At 75.2% G+C, this 23,961-nt stretch carries 19 protein-coding genes and 1 pseudogene; 12 read left to right on the top strand and 8 right to left on the bottom strand.

Annotated elements, in window-relative coordinates; all coding sequences use genetic code 11:
* Positions 1-144 precede the first annotated feature (144 nt).
* On the top strand, positions 145-1,122 hold the full coding sequence (locus tag OIM89_RS04875) for a PRC and DUF2382 domain-containing protein (protein ID WP_030698377.1): 978 nt from the start codon (positions 145-147) through the stop codon (positions 1,120-1,122).
* Positions 1,123-1,225: 103 nt separating this feature from the next.
* Here the strand turns inward: OIM89_RS04875 and OIM89_RS04870 are convergent, their stop codons facing one another.
* On the bottom strand, positions 1,226-2,164 hold the full coding sequence (locus tag OIM89_RS04870; RefSeq protein ID WP_030698378.1) for an oxidoreductase: 939 nt from the start codon (positions 2,162-2,164) through the stop codon (positions 1,226-1,228).
* A 192-nt stretch (positions 2,165-2,356) separates the two neighbouring features.
* Between OIM89_RS04870 and OIM89_RS04865 the strand changes: the two genes are divergently transcribed.
* Both OIM89_RS04865 and OIM89_RS04860 read left to right on the top strand, forming a co-directional pair.
* On the top strand, positions 2,357-2,893 hold the full coding sequence (locus OIM89_RS04865) for a hypothetical protein (protein ID WP_047469388.1): 537 nt from the start codon (positions 2,357-2,359) through the stop codon (positions 2,891-2,893).
* Positions 2,894-2,971: 78 nt separating this feature from the next.
* Positions 2,972-3,700, top strand: coding sequence for a helix-turn-helix domain-containing protein (locus OIM89_RS04860; RefSeq protein ID WP_030698380.1), 729 nt, complete (start codon positions 2,972-2,974; stop codon positions 3,698-3,700).
* A 289-nt stretch (positions 3,701-3,989) separates the two neighbouring features.
* On the opposite strand, the pseudogene OIM89_RS04855 reads toward OIM89_RS04860, so the two are convergent.
* A pseudogene (locus tag OIM89_RS04855) lies at positions 3,990-4,543 on the bottom strand (SDR family NAD(P)-dependent oxidoreductase); the annotation flags it as partial.
* Between the two features lie 36 nt (positions 4,544-4,579).
* A complete protein-coding gene (locus OIM89_RS04850) occupies positions 4,580-5,320 on the bottom strand; it encodes a TioE family transcriptional regulator (protein WP_047469390.1) in 741 nt (246 codons plus the stop codon).
* A 69-nt stretch (positions 5,321-5,389) separates the two neighbouring features.
* Here OIM89_RS04850 and OIM89_RS04845 point away from each other — a divergent pair, with 69 nt between their 5' ends.
* From OIM89_RS04845 to OIM89_RS04830, 4 genes are all read left to right on the top strand, one after another.
* Positions 5,390-6,610, top strand: coding sequence for an erythromycin esterase family protein (locus OIM89_RS04845; RefSeq protein ID WP_226964556.1), 1,221 nt, complete (start codon positions 5,390-5,392; stop codon positions 6,608-6,610).
* An 84-nt stretch (positions 6,611-6,694) separates the two neighbouring features.
* A complete protein-coding gene (locus OIM89_RS04840; RefSeq protein WP_217466218.1) occupies positions 6,695-7,639 on the top strand; it encodes a DMT family transporter in 945 nt (314 codons plus the stop codon).
* Between the two features lie 109 nt (positions 7,640-7,748).
* A complete protein-coding gene (locus tag OIM89_RS04835; protein ID WP_175457243.1) occupies positions 7,749-8,195 on the top strand; it encodes a PaaI family thioesterase in 447 nt (148 codons plus the stop codon).
* A gap of 204 nt (positions 8,196-8,399) precedes the next feature.
* Positions 8,400-9,134 carry a hypothetical protein gene (locus OIM89_RS04830; protein ID WP_030698385.1) on the top strand — a complete coding sequence of 245 codons (735 nt, stop codon included), beginning with the start codon at positions 8,400-8,402 and terminating at the stop codon, positions 9,132-9,134.
* A gap of 75 nt (positions 9,135-9,209) precedes the next feature.
* On the opposite strand, the gene OIM89_RS04825 is transcribed toward OIM89_RS04830, so the two are convergent.
* The 3 genes from OIM89_RS04825 to OIM89_RS04815 all read right to left on the bottom strand — a co-directional run bounded on the left by OIM89_RS04825 (position 9,210) and on the right by OIM89_RS04815 (position 14,096).
* Positions 9,210-10,904, bottom strand: a complete 1,695-nt coding sequence (locus tag OIM89_RS04825; RefSeq protein ID WP_078951656.1) for an alkaline phosphatase D family protein — start codon at positions 10,902-10,904, stop codon at positions 9,210-9,212.
* Positions 10,905-11,194: 290 nt separating this feature from the next.
* Positions 11,195-13,315 carry an SDR family NAD(P)-dependent oxidoreductase gene (locus OIM89_RS04820; protein ID WP_264491022.1) on the bottom strand — a complete coding sequence of 707 codons (2,121 nt, stop codon included), beginning with the start codon at positions 13,313-13,315 and terminating at the stop codon, positions 11,195-11,197.
* Between the two features lie 49 nt (positions 13,316-13,364).
* Positions 13,365-14,096: a TetR/AcrR family transcriptional regulator gene (locus OIM89_RS04815; RefSeq protein ID WP_030697858.1), complete on the bottom strand. Its 732-nt coding sequence runs from the start codon at positions 14,094-14,096 to the stop codon at positions 13,365-13,367.
* A 56-nt stretch (positions 14,097-14,152) separates the two neighbouring features.
* On the opposite strand from OIM89_RS04815, the gene OIM89_RS04810 reads away from it, so the two are divergent.
* Positions 14,153-15,568 (top strand): MFS transporter, encoded by a 1,416-nt coding sequence (locus OIM89_RS04810; protein ID WP_047469402.1) that lies wholly within the window; start codon positions 14,153-14,155, stop codon positions 15,566-15,568.
* A 9-nt stretch (positions 15,569-15,577) separates the two neighbouring features.
* Here the strand turns inward: OIM89_RS04810 and OIM89_RS04805 are convergent, their stop codons facing one another.
* A complete protein-coding gene (locus tag OIM89_RS04805) occupies positions 15,578-17,608 on the bottom strand; it encodes a CocE/NonD family hydrolase (protein ID WP_264491021.1) in 2,031 nt (676 codons plus the stop codon).
* 59 nt (positions 17,609-17,667) lie between these two features.
* Complete coding sequence (locus OIM89_RS04800; protein ID WP_030697861.1) at positions 17,668-18,969, bottom strand: ATP-grasp domain-containing protein; 1,302 nt, start codon at positions 18,967-18,969, stop codon at positions 17,668-17,670.
* A 290-nt stretch (positions 18,970-19,259) separates the two neighbouring features.
* On the opposite strand from OIM89_RS04800, the gene OIM89_RS04795 reads away from it, so the two are divergent.
* The 4 genes from OIM89_RS04795 (at position 19,260) to OIM89_RS04780 (ending at position 23,934) form a co-directional block, all read left to right on the top strand.
* Complete coding sequence (locus OIM89_RS04795) at positions 19,260-20,597, top strand: bifunctional o-acetylhomoserine/o-acetylserine sulfhydrylase (RefSeq protein ID WP_264491020.1); 1,338 nt, start codon at positions 19,260-19,262, stop codon at positions 20,595-20,597.
* Between the two features lie 14 nt (positions 20,598-20,611).
* Positions 20,612-21,775 (top strand): homoserine O-acetyltransferase MetX, encoded by a 1,164-nt coding sequence (gene metX, locus OIM89_RS04790; protein WP_264491773.1) that lies wholly within the window; start codon positions 20,612-20,614, stop codon positions 21,773-21,775.
* A gap of 29 nt (positions 21,776-21,804) precedes the next feature.
* Complete coding sequence (locus OIM89_RS04785) at positions 21,805-23,076, top strand: sulfite oxidase (RefSeq protein WP_151167816.1); 1,272 nt, start codon at positions 21,805-21,807, stop codon at positions 23,074-23,076.
* An 87-nt stretch (positions 23,077-23,163) separates the two neighbouring features.
* On the top strand, positions 23,164-23,934 hold the full coding sequence (locus OIM89_RS04780) for a class I SAM-dependent DNA methyltransferase (protein WP_264491019.1): 771 nt from the start codon (positions 23,164-23,166) through the stop codon (positions 23,932-23,934).
* Positions 23,935-23,961 lie beyond the last annotated feature (27 nt).

Raw genomic sequence — 23,961 nt, 5'->3', positions numbered from 1 at the left:
GGCGCGGGCCGCCCGAGAGGGGGCGCGGGCCGCCCCGGGTTGCCGCGACGGCGTTCCGGGTGCGCGATGGAGACGTGGGTGTGTGGGCCCATGGGGGTGCTCCCGGAATCCTCCGCCACGCGCCGTCCAAGGAGTGATCACGACATGACAGCAGGTGACAGCTTCCTCACCACCGACCAGCTGGTGGGGCTGACCGCCTACGACCGCGACGGCGCCAAGGTCGGCAGTGTCGAACAGGTCTTCCTCGACGACGCCACCGGGAAGCCCGAGTGGGTCACGGTCAAGACCGGCATGTTCGGCATGAAGGAGACCTTCGTGCCGCTGGCCGGGGCGGGCCACGACGGCGAGGGACTGCACCTCGCCTACGCCAAGGACACGATCAAGGACGCCCCGCGCGTCGACGCCGACGAACACCTCGACGCCGCCGAGGAGCGCGAGCTGTACGCCCACTACGGGGTCACCCGGGGCGGCAGCGGCAAGACCGGCGAGGAGATGAGCGGGCGTACGGACACGTCCGGCAAGGACACGGGCATGGACACCGGGACCAAGGCCGCGGCGGCGGGCACCGCCGGGGCGGCCGGGGCCGCGGGCGCGGCCGGTGCCGGTGGCCGCAGCCAGTCCGGCATGGACCGGCCCGCCGAGGGCCGGCCGCTGGCCGGAGCCGGCATGAGCCGGTCCGCCGCCGAGACGGGCGACGACCGTGCCAAGTACGCCGACGAGATGGTGCGCTCCGAGGAGCAGCTGCGCGTCGGCACCGAGGAGCAGGAGGTGGGCCGCGCCCGACTGCGCAAGGTGGTGGTGACCGAGGACGTCTCCACGACCGTCCCCGTCAGCCACGAGGAGGTGCATCTCGTCCGGGAGCCCATCGGCGAGGGCGACCGGACGCGCGGGACCGAGATCGGCGAGGCCCAGGCGGAGGTCACCCTCCACGCCGAACGCCCCGTCGTGCGCAAGGAGGCCGTCGCCGTCGAACGGGTGCGCCTGGAGACGGAGAAGGTCACCGAACAGCGCGAGGTCAGCGACACCGTCCGCAAGGAGGAGATCCAGTACGACGACGGCACCGGCGGCGCCTCCGGCGAGGAGGACGACTGGAAGGGCGGCCGCAGCGGCCCGACCCGCTGACGGCCTCCCGGAACCGGGAGCCGCCGCCCCGGAAGCCGGACGGCCGGCCGGACACCACCGAGGTGCCCGGCCGTCCGCGTGTCCGGGCCCGGCGGGGGAGCGGTCAGGCCGGTTCCAGCCCCGGGTCGGCTCCGGTCAGCGCGGCCGAGACGTCCCACAGGCGGCGGGCGGTCACCGGGTCCTTGGCGCGGGCCGAGAGCCGGGCCGGGCCCGCGCCGCCCCGGCACTCCAGCAATCCGGCCGGGCCGTAGTACGCCCCGCCGCGCGCGTCCGGGTCGGTGGCGGCCAGCAGCACGGGCAGCGCCCCCGACGAGGCCGGCTGGGTGAAGAGCCGGGTGGCCCGTTCCATCCGGGCCGCCCAGGCCCGTCCCGCCATCTTCGGCCCGGCCTGGCCCAGTTCGGTGGCGGCGAGCCCCGGGTGGGCGGAGACGGCCGTCAGGTCGAGCCCGGCCGCCCGGGCTCGGCGGGCCAGTTCGGCGGTGAAGAGGAGATTGGCCAGCTTGGAGCGCCCGTAGGCGGGCCAGGAGCCGTAGCCGCGCTCGGCGTTGAGGTTGTCGAAGTCGATGCGGCCCATCCGGTGGGCGAGCGAGGAGACCGTCACGACGCGCGCCGGGCCGTCCGTGCCGAGATACGGCAGCAGGTGGGCGGTGAGGGCGAAGTGGCCCAGGTGGTTGGTGCCGAACTGCATCTCGAAGCCGTCGGCGGTGCGCCGCTCCGGCAGCGCCATCACACCCGCGTTGTTGATCAGCAGGTCGACGCGGCCGCCGGAGGTCTTGCCGATCTCCTCGGCGGCCTCGGAGACCGAGGAGAGGTCCGCCAGGTCGAGCCCGACCAGCGGCACCTGCGCCTCCGGCACCACCCGCCGCACCGCGGCCGCCGTCCGCTCCGCCTTGGCGAGGTCGCGGCAGGCCATCACGACCCGCGCGCCGCCCTTGGCCAGCGCCAGCGTGGTCGCGGCACCGATACCGCTGTTGGCGCCGGTCACCACGGCGGTGGTGCCGGACAGGTCGGGCAGGGGGCGGGGTGCGGTGCGCGGAGCCATGGGTGTGCGTCTCCCGACAGGGGGGTGGGCGTCAACTTGCGGTCCCCGGCCGCCTGCCCGTGGCGGGCGGCCTCACACGGGGGCGCACAGCCTACGGGGCGGCCCCCGGGGCGGGTCCGGGCGGCTGACGGAGTGTCCGCCGGGTGGGCGGCGGCTGGTGGCCCCACAGCTTCGTCGTCCATACTGCGGACCGTGGACGAGCGCATAGAGACCAAGGCCCCGCCCGTGTACGTCGCCACCACCTCACCGGCGCACATTCCGGGCATCACCGCCCCCTCGGCCGGCCCGGCGGAGAAGGACGGCGACGCCACGGGCGGCACCCCCGACGACGCGGCCCCGGCCGAGGACGCGGCTCCCGAGGAGCGGGCCGCCGAGCCGGAGTCCGAGGCCGAGGCGGCCGAGGACGCCGGAGAGGAGGCCACGGAGCCCGAGGGCGGTGAGGCCCCCGCCGACGGCCCCGTCTTCGAGGCCGCCGACCGCCGGGCCGCCGTGACGGCCGACGCGGACGGCATACGGCTGCGCCTCGACGACCAGGAGGCCGAGTTCACCTGGGAGGAGGTGGCCGCCGTGGAGTCCTCGGTCTCCCGCTTCGGCCGCCGCCTCCTCGTCGCCGTCCACACCCCCGGCCCCTGGCGCTACCCCGCCGAGGTCGAGGCGGACGGCAAGGAGCAGGCCAAGGAGTGGCTGACCGCCCTGGACGCGGTCCTGGACGCCTACTTCGAGGAGTAGGGGCCCCGCTCCACCGCGCCCGGGTCCGGCGGCGATGCTTCGGCCGCCGCCGAACCCCGGGCGCGGCATCCTGGAGCCATGGGAACCGAACCGGCGGCCCCCGGCTCCGCCGCCGAGCGGGTGGCCGCCCTGGCCGCCCTGCTCGCCGACGAGACCCGGGCCGTCATCTGCCTCGCCCTCCTCGACGGCCGCGCCTGGACCGCCGGGGAACTGGCCCGCCGCGCCGGCGTCGCCGCCTCCACCGCCACCGAGCACCTGAACCGGCTGGTCGCGGGCGGCCTGCTCGCCCAGGAGCGGCAGGGCCGCCACCGGTACGTCCGGCTCGCCGACCCCGGCGCCGCCCGCCTGGTCGAGGGGCTCGCCGCCCGGGCGGCCCCCGGCGGTGAGCGGCCCGTGGGTCTCAGTGCGGTCCGCGCCGGGAGCCGGCTGGCCCGGGGCCGTACCTGCTACGACCATCTCGCGGGCCGGATCGGCGTCGCCGTCACCGACGCGATGGTGGGGCGGGGCCTGCTCGCCGCCGACGCCGAGCTCACCCCCACCCGCGCGGGCCGCGCCTGGTTCGCCGCGCAGGGCCTGGACCTCACCCCGACCGGGCGCCGCCCGGTCACCCGCTCCTGCCTCGACTGGACCGAACGCCGCCCCCACCTCGCGGGCCACGCCGGCGCCCTCCTCTGCCGCCACACCTTCGACCGCGGCTGGTGCCGCCGGGTCGGCACGGACCGGGCCGTCGAGGTCACCCCCGAGGGGGAGGAGCGCCTGGGCGCTCTGCTCGGGATCGAGGCGGGGGCCTGGCGGCTGCCGGGCTGAGCTCGACCCGGGTCCCCTTGTGGGCCCGGGCCTGTTTCAGCCTGGGCGCCGGCCGGGCCGGTCTGTGCCCGCGCTCCGGCTCGACCGTGCCGGTCGAAGATGGCCTCAAGCGCCGGCCGGGCTGGGAAGTGGGCTCAAGCGCCGGCCGGGCTCGCGTGCGGGCCTCGAGCGCCGGCCCGGCCATGTGGGCCGGGGGCGACGCGTCAGCCCATCGGGCTGCCCCGGTCGCCGGTCCTCTCGCGAGCGCCTCTGCGAGCCGGTCGCGGGCCGCGGTCTGGGCGGTGATCCAGGCACCGGGGCCGACCGCCGCCGCCCGTATCCCGCGGGGCGCCAGCTCCACCGCCCAGCTGCGGGTCAGCAGCTCCAGGGCCGTCTTCGAGGCCGCGTAGACCGAGCTGACGGGCCAGGCGCGTTGCCCCACCGACGTACTGACGTTGACGATCACCCCGCGGACCGCACCAGCGGTGGCAGCGCGGCCTGGGCCAGCAGGACCGGGGGGATCAGGTTGGTGGCGGGCTGTGCCCCGGTCACCTCCGGCGTCAGCGTGCCGAGGGCGCCGCCGCGCACGATGCCGGCGTTGTTGACCAGCACGTCCAGCCGGCCGTGGGTGTCCAGTACGTCCTCGACGATCCGCTCGGGCTCGCCCCCGCCGGTGATGTCGGCGGCCGGCGGGGTGACGCGGTCGTGCCCGGCTGCGGTCGCCTCGCGAGGTCCGGGCCGCCGTCCGATCGCGACCACGTGGGCGCCCTCGGCGGCGAAGGCGCGGGCGGTGGCCCGGCCGATCCCGGTGCCCGCTCCGGTGACGGCGACGACCCTGCTGCTCTGCGTTGCGGTGTGGTTCATGCCGGTGCTGGTGGAACCCTGCCGCCAGTGGCAAGGTCAAGCGACCCGGGCGGCTTCCTCCCGCGCCCGCAGGTACGCCTCCAGTTCCGCCGCCCCGGCCAGCAGGGCCCGCCCCCGGCCGGTGAGGCGGGCGTGCCAGGCGTGCAGGGTGTCCGCCAGGGGTTCCAGGCCGCCCGCCGCGCGGACCTGGGCGATCAGCGGCGCGATCTGGTGCAGCAGGTGGCCGCCGCGCCGGAGCTGGTGCGTCAGGCGGGCGTCGCGTACGGCGGCCTCGTCGTAGACGCGGTAGCCGGTGCGGGGGTCCCGGCGGGGGCGGACCAGGCCCGCCGCCTCCCACTTGCGCAGGGTCGCGGGGCGGACCCCGAGCTGGTGGGCGAGCGGGCCGACGAAGAGGGCGCCGCCCTCCGGGGCCGGTCCGGGTTCCAGGTCGCGCAGGGCCGACTCGACGGCCCGGAGGGTGCGGCGGTCCTCCAGGAGCTGGGCGTGGCTCGCGGCGATCAGGGCGAACGCCTCCTCGGCGGCGCCTTGGTGCACCGCCCGCAGGATCTCCGAGGCCGTCCGGTGGCCGTGGCCGGGCAGCAGGGCGAGGAAGGCGCCGAGGGCCGCCGCGTGCAGCGGGGTGTAGACGCGGTAACCGCTGGGGGTGCGCCCGGCGGCCGGGAGGATGCCCGCCTCCTCGTAGTTGCGCACCGCCTGGGTGGAGAGCCCGTGGGCACGGGCCAGATCGACCGGCCGCAGCCGCTCGCCACCCGCCCCGGTTTGAAGGTTCTGGCGCATGCGGCCCACCCTAACGGGGCCATTCGGCGCCCAAGCTTCCACCGAAGGTTCAGCGATACGGTGAAAGCCATGCCCATCGACCTCAGGGACATGGCCGCCCCGCTCGACGCCGCCGCCCTCTCCCGCCTGCTCCCGCACCGGCCCCGGCTCCTCGCCCTCGGCGAGCCCACCCACGGCGAGGACGCCCTGCTGCACCTGCGCAACACCCTCTTCCGACAGCTCGTGGAGCAGCACGGCTACCGCACGATCGCGCTGGAGACCGACTGCCTGGCCGGCCGGCTCGTGGACGCCTACGTCACCTCCGGCACCGGCACCCTCGACGCCGCCCTGGAGCACGGATTCAGCCACGGCTGGGGCGCCTCCGCCGCCAACCGGGACCTCGTCCGCTGGATGCGCGCGTACAACGCCCGCGCCGAGGAGGAGGGCCGGCCCGCCGCCGGCCGGCTCCGCTTCGCCGGGTTCGACGGCCCGCTGGAGATCACCCACGCCGCGAGCCCCCGGCCCTCCCTCACCGCCCTCCACGCCCACCTCGCGGCGCACCTGGACCCCGCCCTGCTGCCCTGCACCGCCGGGGAACTGGACATCCTCCTAGGCGAGGACGACCGGTGGACCGAACCGGCCGCCATGACCGACCCGGCCCGCTCCTGCGGCAGTTCCGCCGAGGCCGCGCGGCTGCGCCTGCTCGCCGACGGCCTGACCGCCCTCCTCGACCAGCAGGAGCCCCACCTGCGCGCGGCCGCCCTGCCCGGGGAGCGGGAGACGGTCCGCCTGCACGCCCGCACCGCCATCGGCCTGCTCCGCCACCACCACGCCATGGCCGATCCCTCACCCGCCCGCATGTCCCGGCTCTGCGCCCAGCGCGACCTGATGATGGCGGAGAACCTCCTCGCCCTCACCGCCCGCGGCCCGGTCCTCGCCCACGCCCAGAACGCCCACTTCCAGCGGCCCAAGAGCTCCATGCGGATGTGGCAGGGCCCCGTCGAGTGGTGGAGCGCGGGCGCGCTGGTGAGCGCCCGCCTCGGCGAGGAGTACGCCTTCCTGGCCACCGCCGTCGGCACCCTCCGCCACCAGGGCGTGGGCACTCCACCCCCGGACACCGTCGAAGGGCTGCTGTACGCCCAACTCCCCGAGGAACGCCACCTCGTGGACGCCCGTCGCCTCGCCGCCGCCCTCGGCGACCCGCCGCCCGCGCCCCGGACCTCGCCCTGGTTCGGGTACGCCCCGCTCGACCCCGCCCACCTGCCGCACCTGGACGGCCTCGTCCTCCTCAAGGACGTCCCGGAGAGCTGAGCGGAGGTACCCGGCGGCTCCCGGCGGCCCCCGACGGCCTCGCTTCGGCGCCCGCCGAACGATCTTCCCGCTAGCGTCACCGCCATGAACACCTCATCCGGCACTCCCGGGCGCTGGGCCCGGTGGGCCGCGCCCGCCGCCGCCTCGGTCACCGTCGTCCTGTGGGCCTCGGCCTTCGTCTCCATCCGCAGCGCCGGCGAGGCGTACTCGCCCGGCGCGCTCGCCCTCGGGCGGCTCCTGGCCGGGGCGGCGGTGCTCGGCGCCGTCGCCGCCGTCCGCCGGATCGGGCTGCCGCCGCGCGGCGCCTGGCCGGGCATCCTGCTCTCCGGCGTCCTGTGGTTCGGCGTGTACATGGTGGTGCTCAACTGGGGCGAGCGGGAGGTCGACGCGGGCACCGCCGCGCTGCTGGTCAACATCGGGCCGCTGCTCATCGCCCTGGTCGGCGGCGCCCTCCTCGGCGAGGGGCTGCCCAGGCCCCTGCTGGCCGGGGTCGTCGTCTCGTTCGCCGGTGCCGTCGTCGTCGGCCTCTCCACCTCGGGGGACGGCGGCGCCTCCGCCCTCGGCGTCGTCCTGTGCCTGCTGGCCGCCGGCTCCTACGCCGCCGGGGTGGTGGCGCAGAAGCCCGCGCTGCGCCACGCCGGGGCGCTCCAGGTCACCACGTACGGCTGCCTGGTGGGGGCCGTGGTCTGCCTGCCGTTCACCGGCACGCTCCTGACCGAGCTGCGCACCGCTCCGCTCGGCGCGACCCTCAACATGGTCTACCTCGGCGTCTTCCCGACCGCCCTCGCCTTCACCACCTGGGCGTTCGCGCTCTCCCGCACCACCGCCGGGCGGATGGGCGCCACCACCTACGCCGTCCCCGCCCTGGTCGTCCTGATGTCCTGGGCCCTGCTCGGCGAGGTCCCCGCCCCGCTCGCCCTGGCCGGCGGCGCCCTCTGCCTCGCCGGGGTCGCCGTCTCCCGGCGGCGCGGACCCGCCCCGGCCGCCACGACCGGGGCGCGGACGCCGGTGCCGGACGCGGCGGAGTGAGCGCGGTCACCCGGGGCGGATCTTGCCCAGGGGCCGGAGCGGGGCTTGTATGCGGGCGGGGGCGCCGGTCCCGGTATCCCCCGCCCGACGACCGGAAGGACCCGCCGCCGTGACCGAGAAGACCACCGGCACCCCCGAGGGAGCCGTAGCCGAGGGTGAACTCACCGCGCTGCTCGGCACGATGCCGTACGCGGTGACGCTCGGCGTCGAGCTGGAGGCGGCCGCGCCCGCCGAGACCCGCGGCCATCTGCACTGGGCGCCCGAGCGGTGCACCATCGGCGGGGCGCTGCACGGCGGGGCGCTGATGTCGCTCGCCGACGCGGTCGGCGCGGTCTGCGCCTACCTCAACCTGCCGCCCGGCGCGGCCGGCACCACCACGGTCGAGTCGAAGACCAACTTCTTCCGCGCCCTGCGCGAGGGCACCGCCCGCGCTGTGGCCCGGCCGCTGCACACCGGCCGCTCCTTCATCGTCGTCCAGACCGACCTGTACGACGACGAGGGGCGGCAGCTGGGCCAGACCACCCAGACGCAGGCCGTGCTGCTGCCGCGCGCCTGACCTTCTCGAACGCCCTGCCCCCTCTGGTGCATGCGGCCGATTTGTCCGTCAGTTGGCTGAAAAGCGGTGTTGACGCGCATTGCGTACCAATTCACCCTTAAGTCCTCGGGGACCTCCCGAGCCGCACCACCATGCACCATTGGGGGAATCTTGGCTTCCGTACGACGAACACACAGCCGGGCCGGACTGGTCGGTCTGCTGGCGGTGGGTGTGCTGGCCACCTTCACACCGCAGGCGGCCGCCGACGCGCACAGTCCGTGGGGCTACTACGGCCCGGTCAAGGGCATCAAGTACAAGAACCGCGCGACCATCGCCGACAGTTCGCGGCTCTACGCGTCGACGACCGCCGCCAAGAACGGCAGCGGCAACGTCCCCTCCGGGTACCTCGGGGCACTGGCGCGCCTCTACAAGGGCAACACGCTCTGCGCCTCGAACGGGTACTCCTACACCAGTGGCCCCGCCAACAGCCTGAGCGTCCCGACGCTCGGCAAGGGCTGCGGAAAGGGCACGTACCACAGCTACGGCGTGACGAAGGCGTACACCGGGAACGGCTACAAGGCCGTCTACACCTTCAAGTCGCCCAGCGTCAGCCACCGTTCGCTCGCCGCCGGAGCGGCCGCGCCCGGCGGGGGCGCCGCGCCCGCCTGGCCGAAGAACGCGAAGGGAGAGACGTACGGCTCCGGCCTGGAGGCGACCTCGCCGCGGAACGCGCCCGACCTGATCCGCGCGTACACGACCGAGGGCAAGATCGGCTACGTGAAGCGGGCCGAGCTGGAGGACGAGCCGGCGCCCGCCTCGCCGCGCGAGGCCGTCGCCCTCCAGAAGCGGCTGGCCGGTGAGGACCGCCGCATCGCGGTGTACGACGCCGAAGGGAGCAAGGTGCTCGGCGACTTCGTGGTCCGCCGCGCCCCGGCGAGCGCGCTGACCCAGGGGCGCTGACCCCCGGGCCGACGGGACAGGAGGGGAGCCGTGCCGCCCGTGCGGCGCGGCTCCCCTCCGCGTGCGCCGCCCCTCTCAGGCGGGCTTCAGGCCGGGGGAACGGCGCTCGGTGACGAACGATCCGGCGGTGGTGAGCGGAGCGCCGGGCACGGTGACGGCGGAGACGGTGCGGAAGTCGGCGCGCGCCGACTCCTCGCCGAGGCGGACGGTGAGGTAGCCGCGGCGGCCGTTGTAGAACTTCAGGTGCGGGTTGGCCGCGTGGTACGTCTCCCAGTTGGCGGGCCGGTCGGCGCCGTCCTTGCCGCTGGCGATCGAGGTGGCGACCAGTTCGGTGCCGACGGTGCGCGAGCCCTGGTCGGCGAAGTCCCGCTTGATGTCGAAGCCGTAGCCGACGTGCACGTCCCCGGTGAGGACCATCAGGTGGTCGACGCCCGCCTGTTCGGCCCCCGCGAGCAGCCGCTCGCGGGAGGCGGGGTAGCCGTCCCAGGAGTCCATCGAGAGCTGGTAGGCGGAGCCGGTGGCGTTGCGCCGCTCCGAGAAGGTCACCTGCTGCGGGACCACGTTCCAGCGGGCCCGCGAGGTGCGCCACCCGTCGAGCAGCCACCGCTCCTGGGCGGCGCCGGTCATGGTGCGCGCGGGGTCCTCGGACTCGGGCCCCGGCGTCTTCCAGCCGTCGCCGTACGCCTGGTCGGAGCGGTACTGGCGGGTGTCGAGGATGTCGAACTGGGCCAGGTCGCCCCAGTGCAGCCGCCGGTAGAGCCGCATGTCGGGGCCGGTGGGGCGCTGCGGCAGCCGCAGCGGCTGGTTCTCCCAGTACGCGCGGTAGGCGGAGGCGCGGCGGAGCAGGAACTCCTCCGGGTCCACGTCGTTCTCCGGCTGGTCGCCCGCGTAGTTGTTCTCCGTCTCGTGGTCGTCCCAGGTGACCACGAAGGGGTGGGCGGCGTGGGCGGCGATCAGGTCCGGGTCGGATTTGTAGAGGCCGTACCGCAGCCGGTAGTCCTCCAGGGTCGTGGTCTCCCGGTTGAAGACGGCGGGCAGTACCCGGTCGGTGTAGTTGCGGGCCCCTCCGGCGCCGTTCACCGCGTACTCGTAGAGGTAGTCACCGAGGTGCAGGACGACGTCGACGTCCTCGTCCGCGAGGTGGCGGTAGGCGGTGAAGTAGCCGTCGTGGTACGCCTGGCAGGAGACGGCGGCGAGGGCCAGTTCGCGGGTCCTGGCGCCCTGGCGGGGCGTGGTGCGGGTGCGGCCTGCGGGGCTGGTGAACTGTCCGGCGCGGAAGCGGTAGTAGTAGACCCGGTCCGCGTCCAGGCCGTCCACCTGCACGTGGACGCTGTGGTGGAACTCCGGGTGGGCGGTCTCCCGGCCGCGTCTGACGACCCGGCTGAACCGCTCGTCGCGGGCCAGCTCCCACTCGACGGTGATCCGCTGCGCGGGCAGCCCGCTGTCCGGCTCGAAGGGGCGCGGCGCGAGCCGGGTCCACAGCAGCACGGAGGTGGGGTGCGGGTCGCCGGAGGCCACGCCGAGGGTGAACGGGTCCTCGCGCAGCCGCCGCGCGTCGAACCCGGCGGCCTGCGCCGCCCCGGCCACCGGCAGGTTGGTGGCGAAGGCCAGCGCGGCGGCGGCGCCGCCCAGCGTCAGCAGCCGCCGCCGGTCCAGGCCCCGGGCGGCGGCCCGCAGGGCGGCACCGTGGCGCGCGGACCGGGAGGGCGGGGCGGACGGTGCGGGAACGGTGCGGGGGGTGGGGGAGTCAGGCAGGGAAGCGGTGGGCACGGGGCACTCCTCAGCTCTCGACGGCATGGCGCCGAGGAGAATTGGAGTGGCGGGGGACGACGCCGGAGGGGCGCGCGGGCGACCGGGGCATGGCGGGCGGATGAGGGTTGGGGGTGGCCGGATCGCGCCGGTGGGGTGGGTGGGGCGAGCGGGCTCGGGGCGGGTGGACGTGGAGGGCGTACCCGAGGTGCGACCCTAGAACGAGAGCTGACGCGGCGTCAGGCGACGCACCGAGGCGCCCGGCCATGCCCCTCGGCCGGGCGCCTCGGACGGGGCCGTCCCCACACCCCCTAGCCCCGGTGCCGCCGCACCAGCCCCGCCGCCAGCGGGGCGTCGCGGAAGGCGCCGGCGCCGACCCGGGCGGCCACCGTGCGGCGGACCACGCGGTCGGCGAGGGCGGGGGCGTGGCGGGCGAAGGCCATCTCCAGGCGGCCCCGGCCCGTCGTCGCCACGTCGCGCGGGGCGCGGCGCGCGGTGGCGGCGGCCACCACCGCGTCGACGACGCCCTCGACCGGCTCGGGGCGGGAGACGCCGTCCAGGGAGAGACCGGCGGCCCGGGTGGTGTCGTGGATGGGGCTCGCCACCATGCTCGGGTAGACCGTGGTGACGCCCACGTGGGTGCCGACCTCCAGCCGCAGCGCGTCGGCGTAGGCGGCCAGCGCCCGCTTCGACACGCCGTAGGCGGCGGCCAGCGGGAGCGGCAGCACCGCCATCCGGGAGGCGATGAACACCACCCGGCCCCGGGCCTCTTCGAGGTGCGGCAGCGCGGCGGCGGTCACCTCCCAGGCGCCGACCAGGTTGAGCCGCAACTGGGCGTGGACCTCCTCGCCCGGCGCCTGCTCGGCGGGGGCGGGGCCGCCGCGTCCCGCGTTGTTGACCAGCAGGTCGACGCCGCCGAGCAGCCCGGCCGCCTTCGCGACGGCCGCCCGGGCCTGGTCCGGCTCGGTCAGGTCGCAGGTGACGACCGGGACGCCCAGGTCACCCGGGTCGGTGAGGTCGAGCCCCACCACCTCGGCGCCGAGTGCCGTGAACCGGGCGGTCATCGCCCGCCCGAACGTCCCCGCCGCCCCGGTGAGCAGCACCCGGCGCCCCGCCAGCGGCCGGTCGGCACCCGCGCCGGCCAGCTCGGCCCAGACGATCCGCAGGTACTGGTCGATGTCGATCCGCAGGTGCGGGCGGCTCTCGCCCCACCGGGCCCGGGCGGCCCGCAGCTCCGCCAGGGCCGCCCGCCGGGCCACCGCCCGCTCCGGCAACCGCCAGAGCCCCGCCCGGTACGCCGCCACCAGCCGGGCCTGCGCCTCCACCACGGGCAGCGCGGAACCGGTCGACTGCATCAGCCCCACGAACGACAGCGAGCCGTCACCCGGCACGAAGACGTGCCGGTACAGCAGCAGCCGCGCCGGATCGGCCACCAGCTCCCGGTCGAGGAAGGGCGTGGTGGCGCGGTAGCCGGTGCACCAGAGGATGTGGTCGAACTCCTCGGTGGTCCCGTCGGCGAACCGCACCGCCTGGCCCTCGAACCGCTCGATGCCCGGCCGGGCGTCCAGGTGCCCGGCGGCGACCAGCGCGGGCACGGTGTCGCTCAGCGTCGGATGATCCTGGAGCACCCCCCGCCGGGGCGCGGGCAGCCGGGGCCCGGCCGGGCGCCGGTCGGCCAGGCGCAGCACGGTCTGGGAGACGGTCTGCCGCATCCGCCACGGCAGGACGGCGGCGAGGGCGCCGTTGAGCTGGTCGGAGGGGCGGCCCAGCAGCCGCTTGGGCAGCACCCAGACCCCGCGCCGGGTGGAGAGCGCCACCCGGCGGGCGTGGCCGGTCAGTTCGGTGGCGATGTCCATCGCCGAGTTGCCCGCCCCCACCACCAGGACCCGGCGCCCGGCGAACTCCCCGGGCGCCCGGTACGCGTGCGCGTGCGACTCGGTGCCGGTGAACCGGCCCGGCGGACGCGGCGCGGGCAGCTTCGGCGTGTGGTTGTGCCCGTTGGCCACGACCAGGTGGGCGACGCGCTCGGTGGACGGGCCCGCCGGCCCTGCCAGCTCCAGCAGCCAGCCGTCCCCGTCCCGCCGCGCCCGCACCAGGGTGGTCCCGAACCGGTAGTGCTCCGCCACCCCGAACCGCTCGGCGTACGCCTCCAGGTATTCCAGGAGCTGGGCGCGCCCCGGGTAGTCCGGCCAGTCGGCGGGCATCGGGAAGTCGGAGAACTCGGTGCGCGGGCGACTGGTGTTGAGGCGCAGCCCCTCGTACGCGGCGGTGTCCTCGGCCAGCCGCCACAGCCCGCCCAGCGCCTCCGCCCGCTCCAGCCCGAGCACTGGCAGCCCCGCCTCGGCCAGCGCCTTCACCGCCGCGATCCCGGCGGCCCCGCCCCCGACCACCGCCGTCACGCCCGCCTTGGCCGTCCCGCTCCCGCCATCCATGCCGCACCCTTCCCGGAATCCATCGTCTGATGGGTTTACGTGGCCCGGATTATCGGCCACCGGCCCCCTCGGCGCCAGGGGCCGGGTACATCCGGTCCAGGAAGCGATGGGCGTACGCCCGGAACTCGTACCGCTCGCGGGCCGCCGCCACCGGGTCCCGCTCGGCCGCCGTCAGCGCCGTGATGTGGCCGTGCGCCGCCCACACCAGGCTGCGCACCGTCACGTGCGGGGTCGGCTCCAGGAGCGCGCCGCCCGCCGCCGCGCCGAGCAGCACCCGCTCCACCCGCTCGTAGATCGGCAGCGCGTACGCCGCGTCGAGCGCCGAGTCGCGGGTCGGCTCCAGCCAGCGGCGCAGCCACAGGAAGGTGGTGTGCGGGTGCTCCTGGAGGAAGTCCACGAAGCCGTCGGCCAACTGATGCATGGCGGCGGCCACTTCCCCCTGGTCCCCGGCGGCGACGGCGGCGGCGAGCCGGTCCACCAGCGGGGCGAGGGCGCGCTGCTCCCGCTCGTAGACCCGGGCGAAGCAGGCGTCGTACAGGGCCGTCTTGGTGGCGAAGTGGTGGTGGACGCTGGAGACGTCGATGCCGACCCGGGCCGCCACGTCGCGCATCGAGACGCCCTGCGGGCCGCCCCGCGCGAAGAGCGCGGTGGCCTCGGTGAGGATGCGCTCCCGGGTCGGCGGCGCGCCGTCCGCGCCGCGCGGCGGCCGGCCGGGCCGTCTCGCCCGCGCCCCGTTCGCCGTCTCGTCCCCGCCGTCCGCCCGGTCCTCGCTCTTTCTCATTCGGCCCAGTGTGGCTACGATCCGGTCCACCCGCAATCAAGCACCTGGTGGATTAGATGAGTCGGCCCGCCCCGTCCGGCGCCCCCGAGGAACTTCCGGCCCCCGCCGGACGCCCCGGCACCCCCGCGCTGGTGCGCTACGCCCTGGGTTCGGCGGGGATGGGCGTGTACGTCACCGTTCCCGGACTGCTGCTCCTGTACTTCCTCACCGACACCCTCGGCGTCTCCCCGTGGCTGGCCGGGCTCGTGCTGCTCGTCCCGAAGGTGGTCGACGTCGTCCTCCACCCCTTCGTCGGCTTCCTCTCCGACGCCGACCGGGCCCGGCGCGGCAGCAGGCTCCGGCTGCTCGCCGCCGGCTGCGCCCTCGGCCCCGCCTTCGTCGCCCTCTTCGCCGTCCCCGGCCCGGTCGCGGACCGCCCGTGGGCCGCCGCGCTCTGGGTCGCCGGCTGGTTCGTCGTGGGCAACACCCTCTTCGCCGCCTACCAGGTGCCCTACCTCGCCACCCCCACCGACATGGACGTCGACTACGACGGCCGTACCCGGGTCCTCTCCTTCCGGATGGTCGTGCTGACCCTCGGCATCCTCGTCGGCGGCGCCGTCGCCCCGCTCCTGGTCGGCGACGGCGAGCCGACCGTCGCCGCCTACACCCTGATGGCCCTCGTCCTCGGCGCCTTCACCCTCGCCTTCCAGCTGGCCGGGGTGGGCGGCGTGCGCCGTCTGGTCCCGCCACGCGCACCGGCCGGGTCCGCCGCCGCAGGGGAGCGGCGGGCCCGGCCGGTCCGCGACACCCTCGCCGACGTCCGCTCGGTGCTCCGCGCCAACCGGCACTTCCGCGTGCTGGCCGCCTCCTACCTGCTCGCCTCCACCACCACCCACCTCGTCCTCGCCGGACTGCCCTACTACACCCGCTACGAACTGGGCCGCCCCGGCTTCACCACCGTACTGATGGCCGCCTTCGTGGCGCCCGCGCTCCTCGCCACCCCGCTCTGGTTCCGGCTCTCCCGCCGGGCCGGCAAGCAGCGCTGCCTGCTCGCCGCCCAGTCCGGGTTCGCCCTCGGCGCCCTGGGGCTGGCGGCGGGTGACCGGCTGGGCCTGGCCCCCGTGGTCGCGGCGACGCTGCTGCTCGGCGTCTCCTTCGCCGGCATCCAGCTCTTCCCGTTCTCCATGGTCCCGGACGCCATCCGCGAAGCCGGCCCGGACGAACTGGCCCGGACCGGCTCCTACCTGGGCGTCTGGACGGCGACCGAGGCGATCGGCTCGGCCGCCGGGCCGTACGTCTACGCCGGAGCGCTCGCCCTCGGCGGCTTCGTCGCCAGCCGCGCCGGGGACCAGGTGACGCAGAGCCCCCAGGCGCACTCAGCGATCCTCACCGGCTTCACGGTGGTCCCGGCCGCGCTGATGGTCCTCTCGCTGCTCCTGCAACTCCGCTACCGCCTCGACGCGCAGGCCAGGAGCGGCCGTACGGCGGGCTGACCGCGCGCCTCAGGTGAGGTCGCGGTCGACGCTCACCTTCCAGTTCCGCGAGAAGACCCGCTCCTCGCCCTCGTAGGCGTCGAGCGTGGCGTACACGTGGAACTGCTTCTCGTCGCAGGTCAGCACGGTGTCGGTCTCGGTACGGGTCGACCAGTCGCCGCGGGTGAACCGCATCGTCCAGGCGGAGCGTCCGCGCACCGAGCCGAAGTCGTCGGCCACCCAGTCGTACCGCTCCACCGCCCGGCGCCCCACGTCCAGGCCGATCTCCTCGTACCGCGTGACCCCGCTGTCCTTCACGATGTCCAGCGCCGAGCGGTAGTCGACCAGGTCGCGCGAGACCTGCCAGCTCTGCTCGGGCGCGGCCAGCTCCCGCGTCGCCAGGGGCTCCACCGCCTCGGGCTCCTCGAAGGAGATCCCCTCGTCGGGCTCGCCCACCGGCCGGACCGGCAGCGTCAGCGTGCTCGCCCCCGGCTCCACCGAGAGCAGCACCGGCTCCGGCGGCGGCCAGGCCAGCGGCCAGTACGAGGTGGAGAGCGAGAGGCGGACGCGATGGCCGGGCGGGAACGCCTGGGCGGTGCCGTTGAGCCGCACCACCGCCCGGTAGCGGTGGCCCGGGACCAGCGGATCGGGGTCGCCCCCGGCCAGGTGGGTCAGGTTCAGCACGCCGTAGGTGACACGGGTCGACGCGCCGTCGGGTGCCACGTCCGAGAGGCGGGCGGCGACCTGGGCGACGGGGCGGTCCACGGTGAACTCCAGCTCCACCGTGGGCGATCCGAGGATCTCGACCCGCTCCGGCAGTGGCTCGCTGTCGAAGACCAGCGAGCCGCCGTCCTCCTCCCGCTGGTCGTAGGGAAGGTCCGGCGGCGCGTTGTACGAGGCCCACTTGCCGGCGAACTGCCCCACCGACAGCGGCGAGCGCACCGTCAGCGGCTCACCCGCGCCGGGACCCTCCGGCTCCGTCTCGCCCGGATGCCCGATCCGGTGCGCGAAGAGCGGGTGCGAGACCGGCTCGATCCGCGGCGAGGGCAGCGAGGGCTCGCCGACCCAGCGGCCGGGCCGCTCCTCGTAGGAGGTGGACGGCGGCATGCTCTCCTGCATCCAGGAGCGGAGCATCGGGCCGTCCATGACCCCGTTCTCCTCGCCCTTGAGCCAGTGGTCCCACCAGCGCACCACCTCCTGGAGGTAGCCGATCGCGGGACCCGGTTCACCCAGGTGCGGGAACTTGTGCGACCACGGGCCGATCAGTCCCTTGCGGGGCACGTCGACGTTCTCCAGCAGCCGGGTCACCGCGTTGGAGTACCCGTCGGCCCAGCCGCTGGAGGCCAGCACCGGCACCTGGAGCGCGGAGTAGTCCTCGCAGACCGAGGCGTGCCGCCAGTAGGCGTCGCGCCGCTGGTGGCGCAGCCACTCCACGACCCACGGCCCGCTGCCCTCCAGCCGCTCGTGCCACAGCTCGCGCCAGCTCTCCCCGACGACGGCCGGGTCGGGCGGACAGGTGGCGTAGGCGAACATGGTGCCCGCCTCGGCGAGGTTGTCGGAGAGCATCGCCCCGCCCATGTAGTGCATGTCGTCGTCGTACCGGTCGTCGGTGAACGACGCGAGCACCACCGCCTTCAGGCTCGGCGGGCGCCGGGCCGCCGTCTGGAGCGCGGCGAACGCCCCCCAGGAGATGCCCATCATGCCGGTGGCTCCGTCGCACCACGGCTGGTCGGCGATCCAGGCCAGCACCTCCTCGGCGTCCTGCTGCTCCCGCTCCAGGTACTCGTCGCGCAGCACCCCCTCCGAGTCGCCGGTGCCGCGCAGGTCCACGCGGAGACAGGCGTAGCCGTGCCCGGCGAGGTAGGGGTGGTGCATCGAGTCGCGGACCGAGCTGAGGTCCCGCTTGCGGTACGGGATGGCCTCCAGGACCGCCGGGACCGGATGCTCGTCGGAGGAGACCGGCCGCCAGACCTTGGCGGAGAGCCGCACCCCGTCCGACATCGGGATGCGGACGTGCTCCTCCTCCTTGACGGGATGGGGCAGATTGCTGACGAAACGCATACGGGGGCAGCACCCTTCCTGTGCGGGGTCGTGGGGGCGGCGCGGGGGAGCGGCCGCGCTCAGGCGGCGTCGTCGATCTCGAACTCCAGTGCCTCCACGGCGCGGTCGTACTTGGCCTCCAGCTCCTTGTCGCTGTCGGCGCCCACGTAGATGTGGGCCAGCTCGGCGCTGTAACTGTCCTGGCCCGGCATCTCGGAGAGCCGGACGCCCTCCTCGGGCACGATGTGGACCTTCACCCCCGGTATCTCGCGCTCGATCCGGGCGACTTCGTCGGGCGTCGGAACGCGGCGCACGACACCGTCACGGAACACCCGGTAGTACCACTTGGCGCCGCATTCGAAAGGCCCGTCGCCCTGCTTCACACGCGGATCGCGGCCGAGCGCCAGCGAGATCATGCGGTGGTGATTGGGAACGCCGTCGACGTGCTCGAACATCTCGGCGTGCGACTGGGAATGGCGCGGATTGATTTCCAGGATGTTCACCGCGCCGGACTCCGGGTCGTAGAAGAACTCGATGCTGAACGTCACCGACTCCATTCCCACCCGCCCGATGACGCGCCGCGAGATGTCCACGATCCGCTCCACCGTCTCCTCGGGCAGCTCCGCCGGGTACTGGTGGCGCAGGAAGCAGGCGCTGTTGGGGTACGTGTGCGAGTCCAGCACGCCGTACACCACCACCTCGCCGTTGTGCACGAACCCCTCCACGGCGACCTGCACGCCGGTCAGCGCCTCCTCGGCGAGGCAGGCGGCGCCGCCCGCCGCGGCGACCTCGTCGGGGAGGTCCAGCCGGTCCAGGATGTGCTCGAACGGGCCGCCGACGCGGCCGACACCCTTCTTGATCTCGGCCACCGCCTCGCGGAACTCCGCCTCGTCACGGACGCCGAAGGCCAGCTCGGAGGAGAACGACTTCACCGGCTTGAGCCACATCGGGAACGACACGCCCTCGGGCGGCCGGGGTGTCTCGGCATCCAGGTCGACCAGGCCGAACCCCGGCACCGCCTCCGGCGCGACCTCGCGCTGGACCAGACGGCTCCAGTACTTGTGCTCGCAGCGCACGATCGCCTCCAGGGAGCTGGAGCGCAGTCCGCGCTCCTGGGCCAGGATCGGCACCAGCGTGCTCACCGGGAAGTCCCAGTAACCGACCACCGCGTCGACGGTGCCCTCGAAGGCGTCGAGGGTCGCGCGCGCCTTGCGCAGAAGTTCCGGGAAGTCGATCTCGCCGTTCTGGAGTTCGTCCTTCGACAGCAGCGGATGGAAGGTGAATTCCTCCGCCCCGGGCACCGCGCAAAGGGTGTCGAGATTGTCCTCGTCGAGCCCGACGACGAATATGTCGATGCCCTGGCTCTCCTGGGAAACGGTCATGGAAAAAACTCCTCTGGCAGATGGGGGATGATCGGCCACTCCCTTTGGTGGGCGCCTGTGCGGCGCGGTTACCCGTGGCCCGGTCGAGCAAACTGGAGGGCGAATTCACCGGACGTGGGCCACGTCACCCCGACCCGACTGTTGCGCCCGCGTTGCGGGTTCGTGGCCAGTCGCCCGAACCGCTGTCGCCGCGCCCGCCGGGGCCCCTAGCGTCCGGGCAGGCGGCGGGCCCGGGCGTGCTCCCGGCCCCCGCCGTGCCCACCACCCGGACGACCCGTGCGAGGCCAGACATGAGCCAGCCCACCGACGCCACCCCCAGCACCGAACCCGCCGAGCCCGCCTGGTCGTTCGAGACCCGGCAGATCCACGCGGGGGCCGCCCCCGACCCGGCCACCGGCGCCCGGGCGGTGCCGATCTACCAGACGACCTCGTTCGTCTTCGACGACACCCGGCACGCCGCCGGGCTCTTCTCGCTCGCCGAACCGGGCAACATCTACACCCGCATCCACAACCCCACCCAGGACGTCCTGGAGCAGCGCGTCGCCGCCCTCGAAGGCGGGGTCGCCGCCGTCGCCCTCGCCTCCGGGCAGGCCGCCGAGACCCTGGCCCTGCTCACCCTGGCCGGCGCCGGCGACCACCTCGTCTCCAGCACCTCCCTGTACGGCGGCACCTACAACCTGCTCAGGCACACCCTGCCGCGCCTGGGCATCGAGGTGACCTTCGTCGACGACCCGGACGACCTCGACGCCTGGCGCGCCGCGATCCGCCCCACCACCAAGGCGGTCTTCGCCGAGAGCCTCGGCAACCCGCGCGGCAACGTCCTCGACATCCGGGGCGTCGCCGACGTCGCCCACGAGGCCGGCGTCCCCCTCGTCGTCGACAACACCGTGCCCACCCCGTACCTGCTGCGCCCCGCCGAGCACGGCGCCGACATCGTCGTCCACTCCGCCACCAAGTTCCTCGGCGGCCACGGCACCACCCTCGGCGGCGTCGTGGTCGACGCGGGCAGCTTCGACTTCGGCGCCCACCCCGAGCGCTTCCCGGACTTCACCGAGCCCGACCCCAGCTACCACGGCCTGCGCTACTGGCCCGACCTCGGCCCCGGCGCCTTCGCCGTCAAGCTCCGCGTCCAGCTGCTGCGCGACCTCGGCCCGGCCCTCTCCCCGCACAGCGCCTTCCTGCTCCTCCAGGGCATCGAGACGCTCAGCCTGCGCCTGGAGCGGCACACCGCCAACGCCCTCGCGCTCGCCGAATGGCTCCAGGCCCGCGACGAGGTGGCCGCCGTCCACCACCCGGGACTCCCCTCCAGCCCCTGGTACGAGGCCGGGCAGCGGTACCTGCCGCGCGGCGCCGGGGCCGTGGTCTCCTTCGAGCTGCGCGACGGCGTCGAGGCGGGCAAGCGGTTCGTGGACGCCGTCTCCCTCTTCAGCCACCTCGCCAACATCGGCGACGTCCGCAGCCTGATCATCCACCCCGCCTCCACCACCCACAGCCAGCTCGACGAGGAGTCACTGGCCGCCACCGGCACCGCCCCGGGCCTGGTCCGCCTCTCCGTCGGCCTGGAACACCTGGACGACCTCAAGTCCGACCTGGAGAGCGGCTTCCGCGCGGCGAAGGGCGCGTCCTGACCGCCGTACCCGCCCTGCGGCCCCTCCCTCCCGCCACCGGCGCGTGGCGGGAGGGCGACCCGCCGGGCCGCCGCTGCTGGCACCACGCCGAGACCCCGCTGCCCCTGGAGAGCGGACGGCACCTGCCCGGCGTACGGATCGCCTACGAGACCTGGGGGCGCCTGGCCCCCGACCGGGCCAACGCCGTCCTGGTGCTGCACGCCCTCACCGGCGACAGCCACCTGGCCGGGCCCGCCGGACCCGGCCACCCCGCGCCCGGCTGGTGGGACGCGCTCACCGGGCCCGGCCGCCCGCTCGACACCGACCGCTGGTTCCTGGTCGTCCCCAACGCCCTCGGCGGCTGCCAGGGCACCACGGGCCCGGCCTCACCCGGACCGGACGGACGCCCCTGGGGCCCGGACTTCCCGCACCTCACCATCCGCGACCAGGTCGCCGCCGAACTCCTCCTCGCCGACGCCCTCGGCATCGACCGGTGGGCCGCCGTCCTCGGCGGGTCGATGGGCGGCATGCGCGCGCTGGAGTGGGCCGTCGGCCACCCGGAACGCACCGGCGCCCTCCTCGTCCTCGCCGCGCCCGCGGCCGCCGGCGCCGACCAGATCGGCTGGAGCGCCGCCCAGGCCGCCGCGATCCGCGCCGACCGGGGCTGGCGCGGCGGCCGCTATCACGACGCCGCCCCCGGCGAGGGCCCGCACCTCGGCCTCGGCGCCGCCCGCCGCATCGCCCACCTCACCTACCGCGCCGGGCCCGGACTCGAAGCCCGCTTCGGCCGCGCCGCCCAGCCCGGCGAGGACCCCGCCGACGGCGGCCGCCACCAGATCGAGTCCTACCTCGACCACCACGCCGACAAGCTCACCCGCCGCTTCGACGCGGGCAGTTACCTCACCCTCTCCGCCGCCATGAACAGCCACGACCTCGGCCGGGGCCGGGGCGGCACCACCGCCGCCCTCGCCCGCTACCGGGGCCCCGCCCTGGTCGCCGGCGTCACCACCGACCGGCTCCACCCTCTCCACCAGCAGCGTGCACTGGCGCGCGCCCTGCCCGGCGCCGACCCGCTCGCCGAGATCGACTCACCCCACGGCCACGACGGCTTCCTGGTCGAGACCGACCAGGTCGGCCGCCTGATCCGCGCACTCCTCGGCCGCGCTCTCGCCCGACGCCCCGCCCCCTCGACCCCCTGACCTCCCGTCACCCCGAAACGGAGACCCCCATGCCGCCCCGGCCGTCCCACCTCTACCAGGCAGAGGCCCCTTACGACCGTGCCCGCCTCGCCCAGTTCCTCGACGGCCGTGCCCGGGGCGCCGGGATCGACCGCCGCACCCTGCTCCGCCTCGCCGCCGCCGCGACCGCCACCGCCCCGCTGGGCGCCCTCGCCACCGCCCCGGCCGCAGCGGCGGACCCAGCGCCCGGCATCGTCAAGCCGCTCCCCGCCGACGTGTTCACCGTGCGCGGCACCAACGCCGAGACCCGCTTCGCCGCCCTCGCCGGCACCGGCCACCTCACCCCCGCGGGCCACTTCTTCGTCCGCAACCACACCCGCACCCCGCGCATCGACGCCGCCACCTGGCAGCTCACCGTCCACGGCGACGGCCTCACCGGCGGCCCGCTCCGCCTCGGCCTCGACGAACTGCGCGCCCTGCCCGCCGTCACCCGCACCGCCTTCCTGGAGTGCGCCGGCAACGGCCGCAGCCACTTCGCCACCCAGCAGGGCCAGCAGGTCAGCGGCACCGCCTGGACCCTCGGCGCGATCGGCCAGGCCCGCTGGCGCGGCGCCCGCCTCTTTGACGTGCTGCGCCGCGCCGGACTGCGCCCCGACGCCGTCGACGTGCTCCCGCGCGGCCTCGACGACGAGGTGGTCACCGACGGCGTCCCCCTCGGCCGCGTCCGCCGCCCCCTGCCCGTCGCCAAGGCACTGGACGACGTGATCCTGGCGTACGAGATGAACGGCGAGCCCCTGCCGCCCGACCACGGCCACCCGGTGCGGCTCCTGGTGCCCGGCTGGACCGGCGTCTCCTCGATCAAGTGGCTGGGCGACATCGAGGTCTCCACCCAGCCCCTCTGCACGCCGTGGAACACCGACCTCTACCGCCTCTTCGGCCCCGGCCACCCCGAGGAGGGCAGCGCCCCGCTCACCCGGCAGACCCTCAAGAGCGCCTTCGAACTCGACGTGGACGCGCCCCTTCCCGCCGGCCGGATCACCGTGCTCACCGGCCGCTCCTGGTCGGGCGCGGCCCCGGTCCGCCGCGTCGAGGTCTCCACCGACGGCGGCCACCGCTGGCACCGCGCCCTGCTCCGCGACACGCCCGCCCGCAACCGCTGGGTCCGCTGGTCCTTCCCCCACCTGCCGCGCCACCGGGGCCCCGCCGAACTGCTGGCCCGCGCCACCGACACCACCGGCCGCACCCAGCCCGCCACCACGCCCCACAACACCCAGGGCTACCTCTTCGACGCCGTCGTCCGGCACCGCGTACAGATCGTCTGAGCGGGCGGGCGGGGCCGTGCGCCCGCCCCGTCGCGGCGAGAAAAACCCTTCGCGCCCGGCCCCGCCCCGCCACTAACCTCGCCCGACGTGACGGACACCACACAGCCTCATCAGGAGCTCAAGGACTACTTCGGCGAGCAGATCGCCGCCACCTACGACGACCCCACCTCCGAGATGTTCCAGCAGGCCACCGTCGACGCGACCGCCGAGGTCCTCGCCGGACTGGCCGACGGCGGCAAGGCGCTGGAGTTCGCCGTCGGCACGGGACGCATCGCCCTGCCGCTCAGCGCGCGCGGCGTCCCCGTGCACGGCATCGACCTCTCCCGCGCCATGGTGGCGCGCCTGCGCGAGAAGCCCGGCGGCGAGGAGATCGGCGTCGAGTTCGGCGACTTCGCCACCACTCGCGTCCCCGGCGGCGAGGCCGCCTTCCGCCTCGTGTACCTCGTCTTCAACACCATCGGCAATCTCACCACCCAGGACGCCCAGGTCGCCTGCTTCGCCAACGCCGCCCACCACCTCGAACCCGGCGGCCGCTTCGTCATCGAGGTCGTCGTCCCCGAACTCCGCAAGCTCCCGCCGGGCCAGGACACGATCCTCTTCCAGCAGGGCCCCGCCGTCTGGGGCTACGACGTCTACGACACCGCCACCCAGGCGACGAGCTCCAACTACCTCACCCTCGACGGCCCCCACAGCCGCTTCCGCTCCATCCCCTTCCGCTACGTCTGGCCCGCCGAACTCGACCTGATGGCCCGCCTCGCCGGCCTGCGCCTGACCCACCGCTGGTCGGACTGGAACCGCGAGCCGTTCACGGCGGAGAGCGGCAAGCACGTGTCGGTGTGGGAGAAGGGGAGCCGGTAGTGCTTCGCCACCGCGCCGGCGGTTGAT

The sequence above is a fragment of the Streptomyces sp. BI87 genome, from assembly GCF_025957665.1.
Lineage (GTDB): Bacteria > Actinomycetota > Actinomycetes > Streptomycetales > Streptomycetaceae > Streptomyces > Streptomyces albidoflavus.
The sequence above is the reverse complement of the archived record's forward strand: the minus strand, read 5'-3'. Positions and strand labels throughout refer to the sequence as shown.

What these genes read in the sequence shown, in the direction of transcription:
- OIM89_RS04875 (WP_030698377.1), top strand. Translation starts at nt 145, where the DNA reads ATGACAGCAGGTGACAGCTTCCTCACCACCGACCAGCTGGTGGGGCTG.
- OIM89_RS04870 (WP_030698378.1), bottom strand. Translation starts at nt 2,164, where the DNA reads ATGGCTCCGCGCACCGCACCCCGCCCCCTGCCCGACCTGTCCGGCACC.
- OIM89_RS04860 (WP_030698380.1), top strand. Translation starts at nt 2,972, where the DNA reads ATGGGAACCGAACCGGCGGCCCCCGGCTCCGCCGCCGAGCGGGTGGCC.
- OIM89_RS04850 (WP_047469390.1), bottom strand. Translation starts at nt 5,320, where the DNA reads ATGCGCCAGAACCTTCAAACCGGGGCGGGTGGCGAGCGGCTGCGGCCG.
- OIM89_RS04845 (WP_226964556.1), top strand. Translation starts at nt 5,390, where the DNA reads ATGCCCATCGACCTCAGGGACATGGCCGCCCCGCTCGACGCCGCCGCC.
- OIM89_RS04840 (WP_217466218.1), top strand. Translation starts at nt 6,695, where the DNA reads ATGAACACCTCATCCGGCACTCCCGGGCGCTGGGCCCGGTGGGCCGCG.
- OIM89_RS04820 (WP_264491022.1), bottom strand. Translation starts at nt 13,315, where the DNA reads ATGGATGGCGGGAGCGGGACGGCCAAGGCGGGCGTGACGGCGGTGGTC.
- OIM89_RS04815 (WP_030697858.1), bottom strand. Translation starts at nt 14,096, where the DNA reads ATGAGAAAGAGCGAGGACCGGGCGGACGGCGGGGACGAGACGGCGAAC.
- OIM89_RS04810 (WP_047469402.1), top strand. Translation starts at nt 14,153, where the DNA reads ATGAGTCGGCCCGCCCCGTCCGGCGCCCCCGAGGAACTTCCGGCCCCC.
- OIM89_RS04805 (WP_264491021.1), bottom strand. Translation starts at nt 17,608, where the DNA reads ATGCGTTTCGTCAGCAATCTGCCCCATCCCGTCAAGGAGGAGGAGCAC.
- OIM89_RS04800 (WP_030697861.1), bottom strand. Translation starts at nt 18,969, where the DNA reads ATGACCGTTTCCCAGGAGAGCCAGGGCATCGACATATTCGTCGTCGGG.
- OIM89_RS04795 (WP_264491020.1), top strand. Translation starts at nt 19,260, where the DNA reads ATGAGCCAGCCCACCGACGCCACCCCCAGCACCGAACCCGCCGAGCCC.
- OIM89_RS04785 (WP_151167816.1), top strand. Translation starts at nt 21,805, where the DNA reads ATGCCGCCCCGGCCGTCCCACCTCTACCAGGCAGAGGCCCCTTACGAC.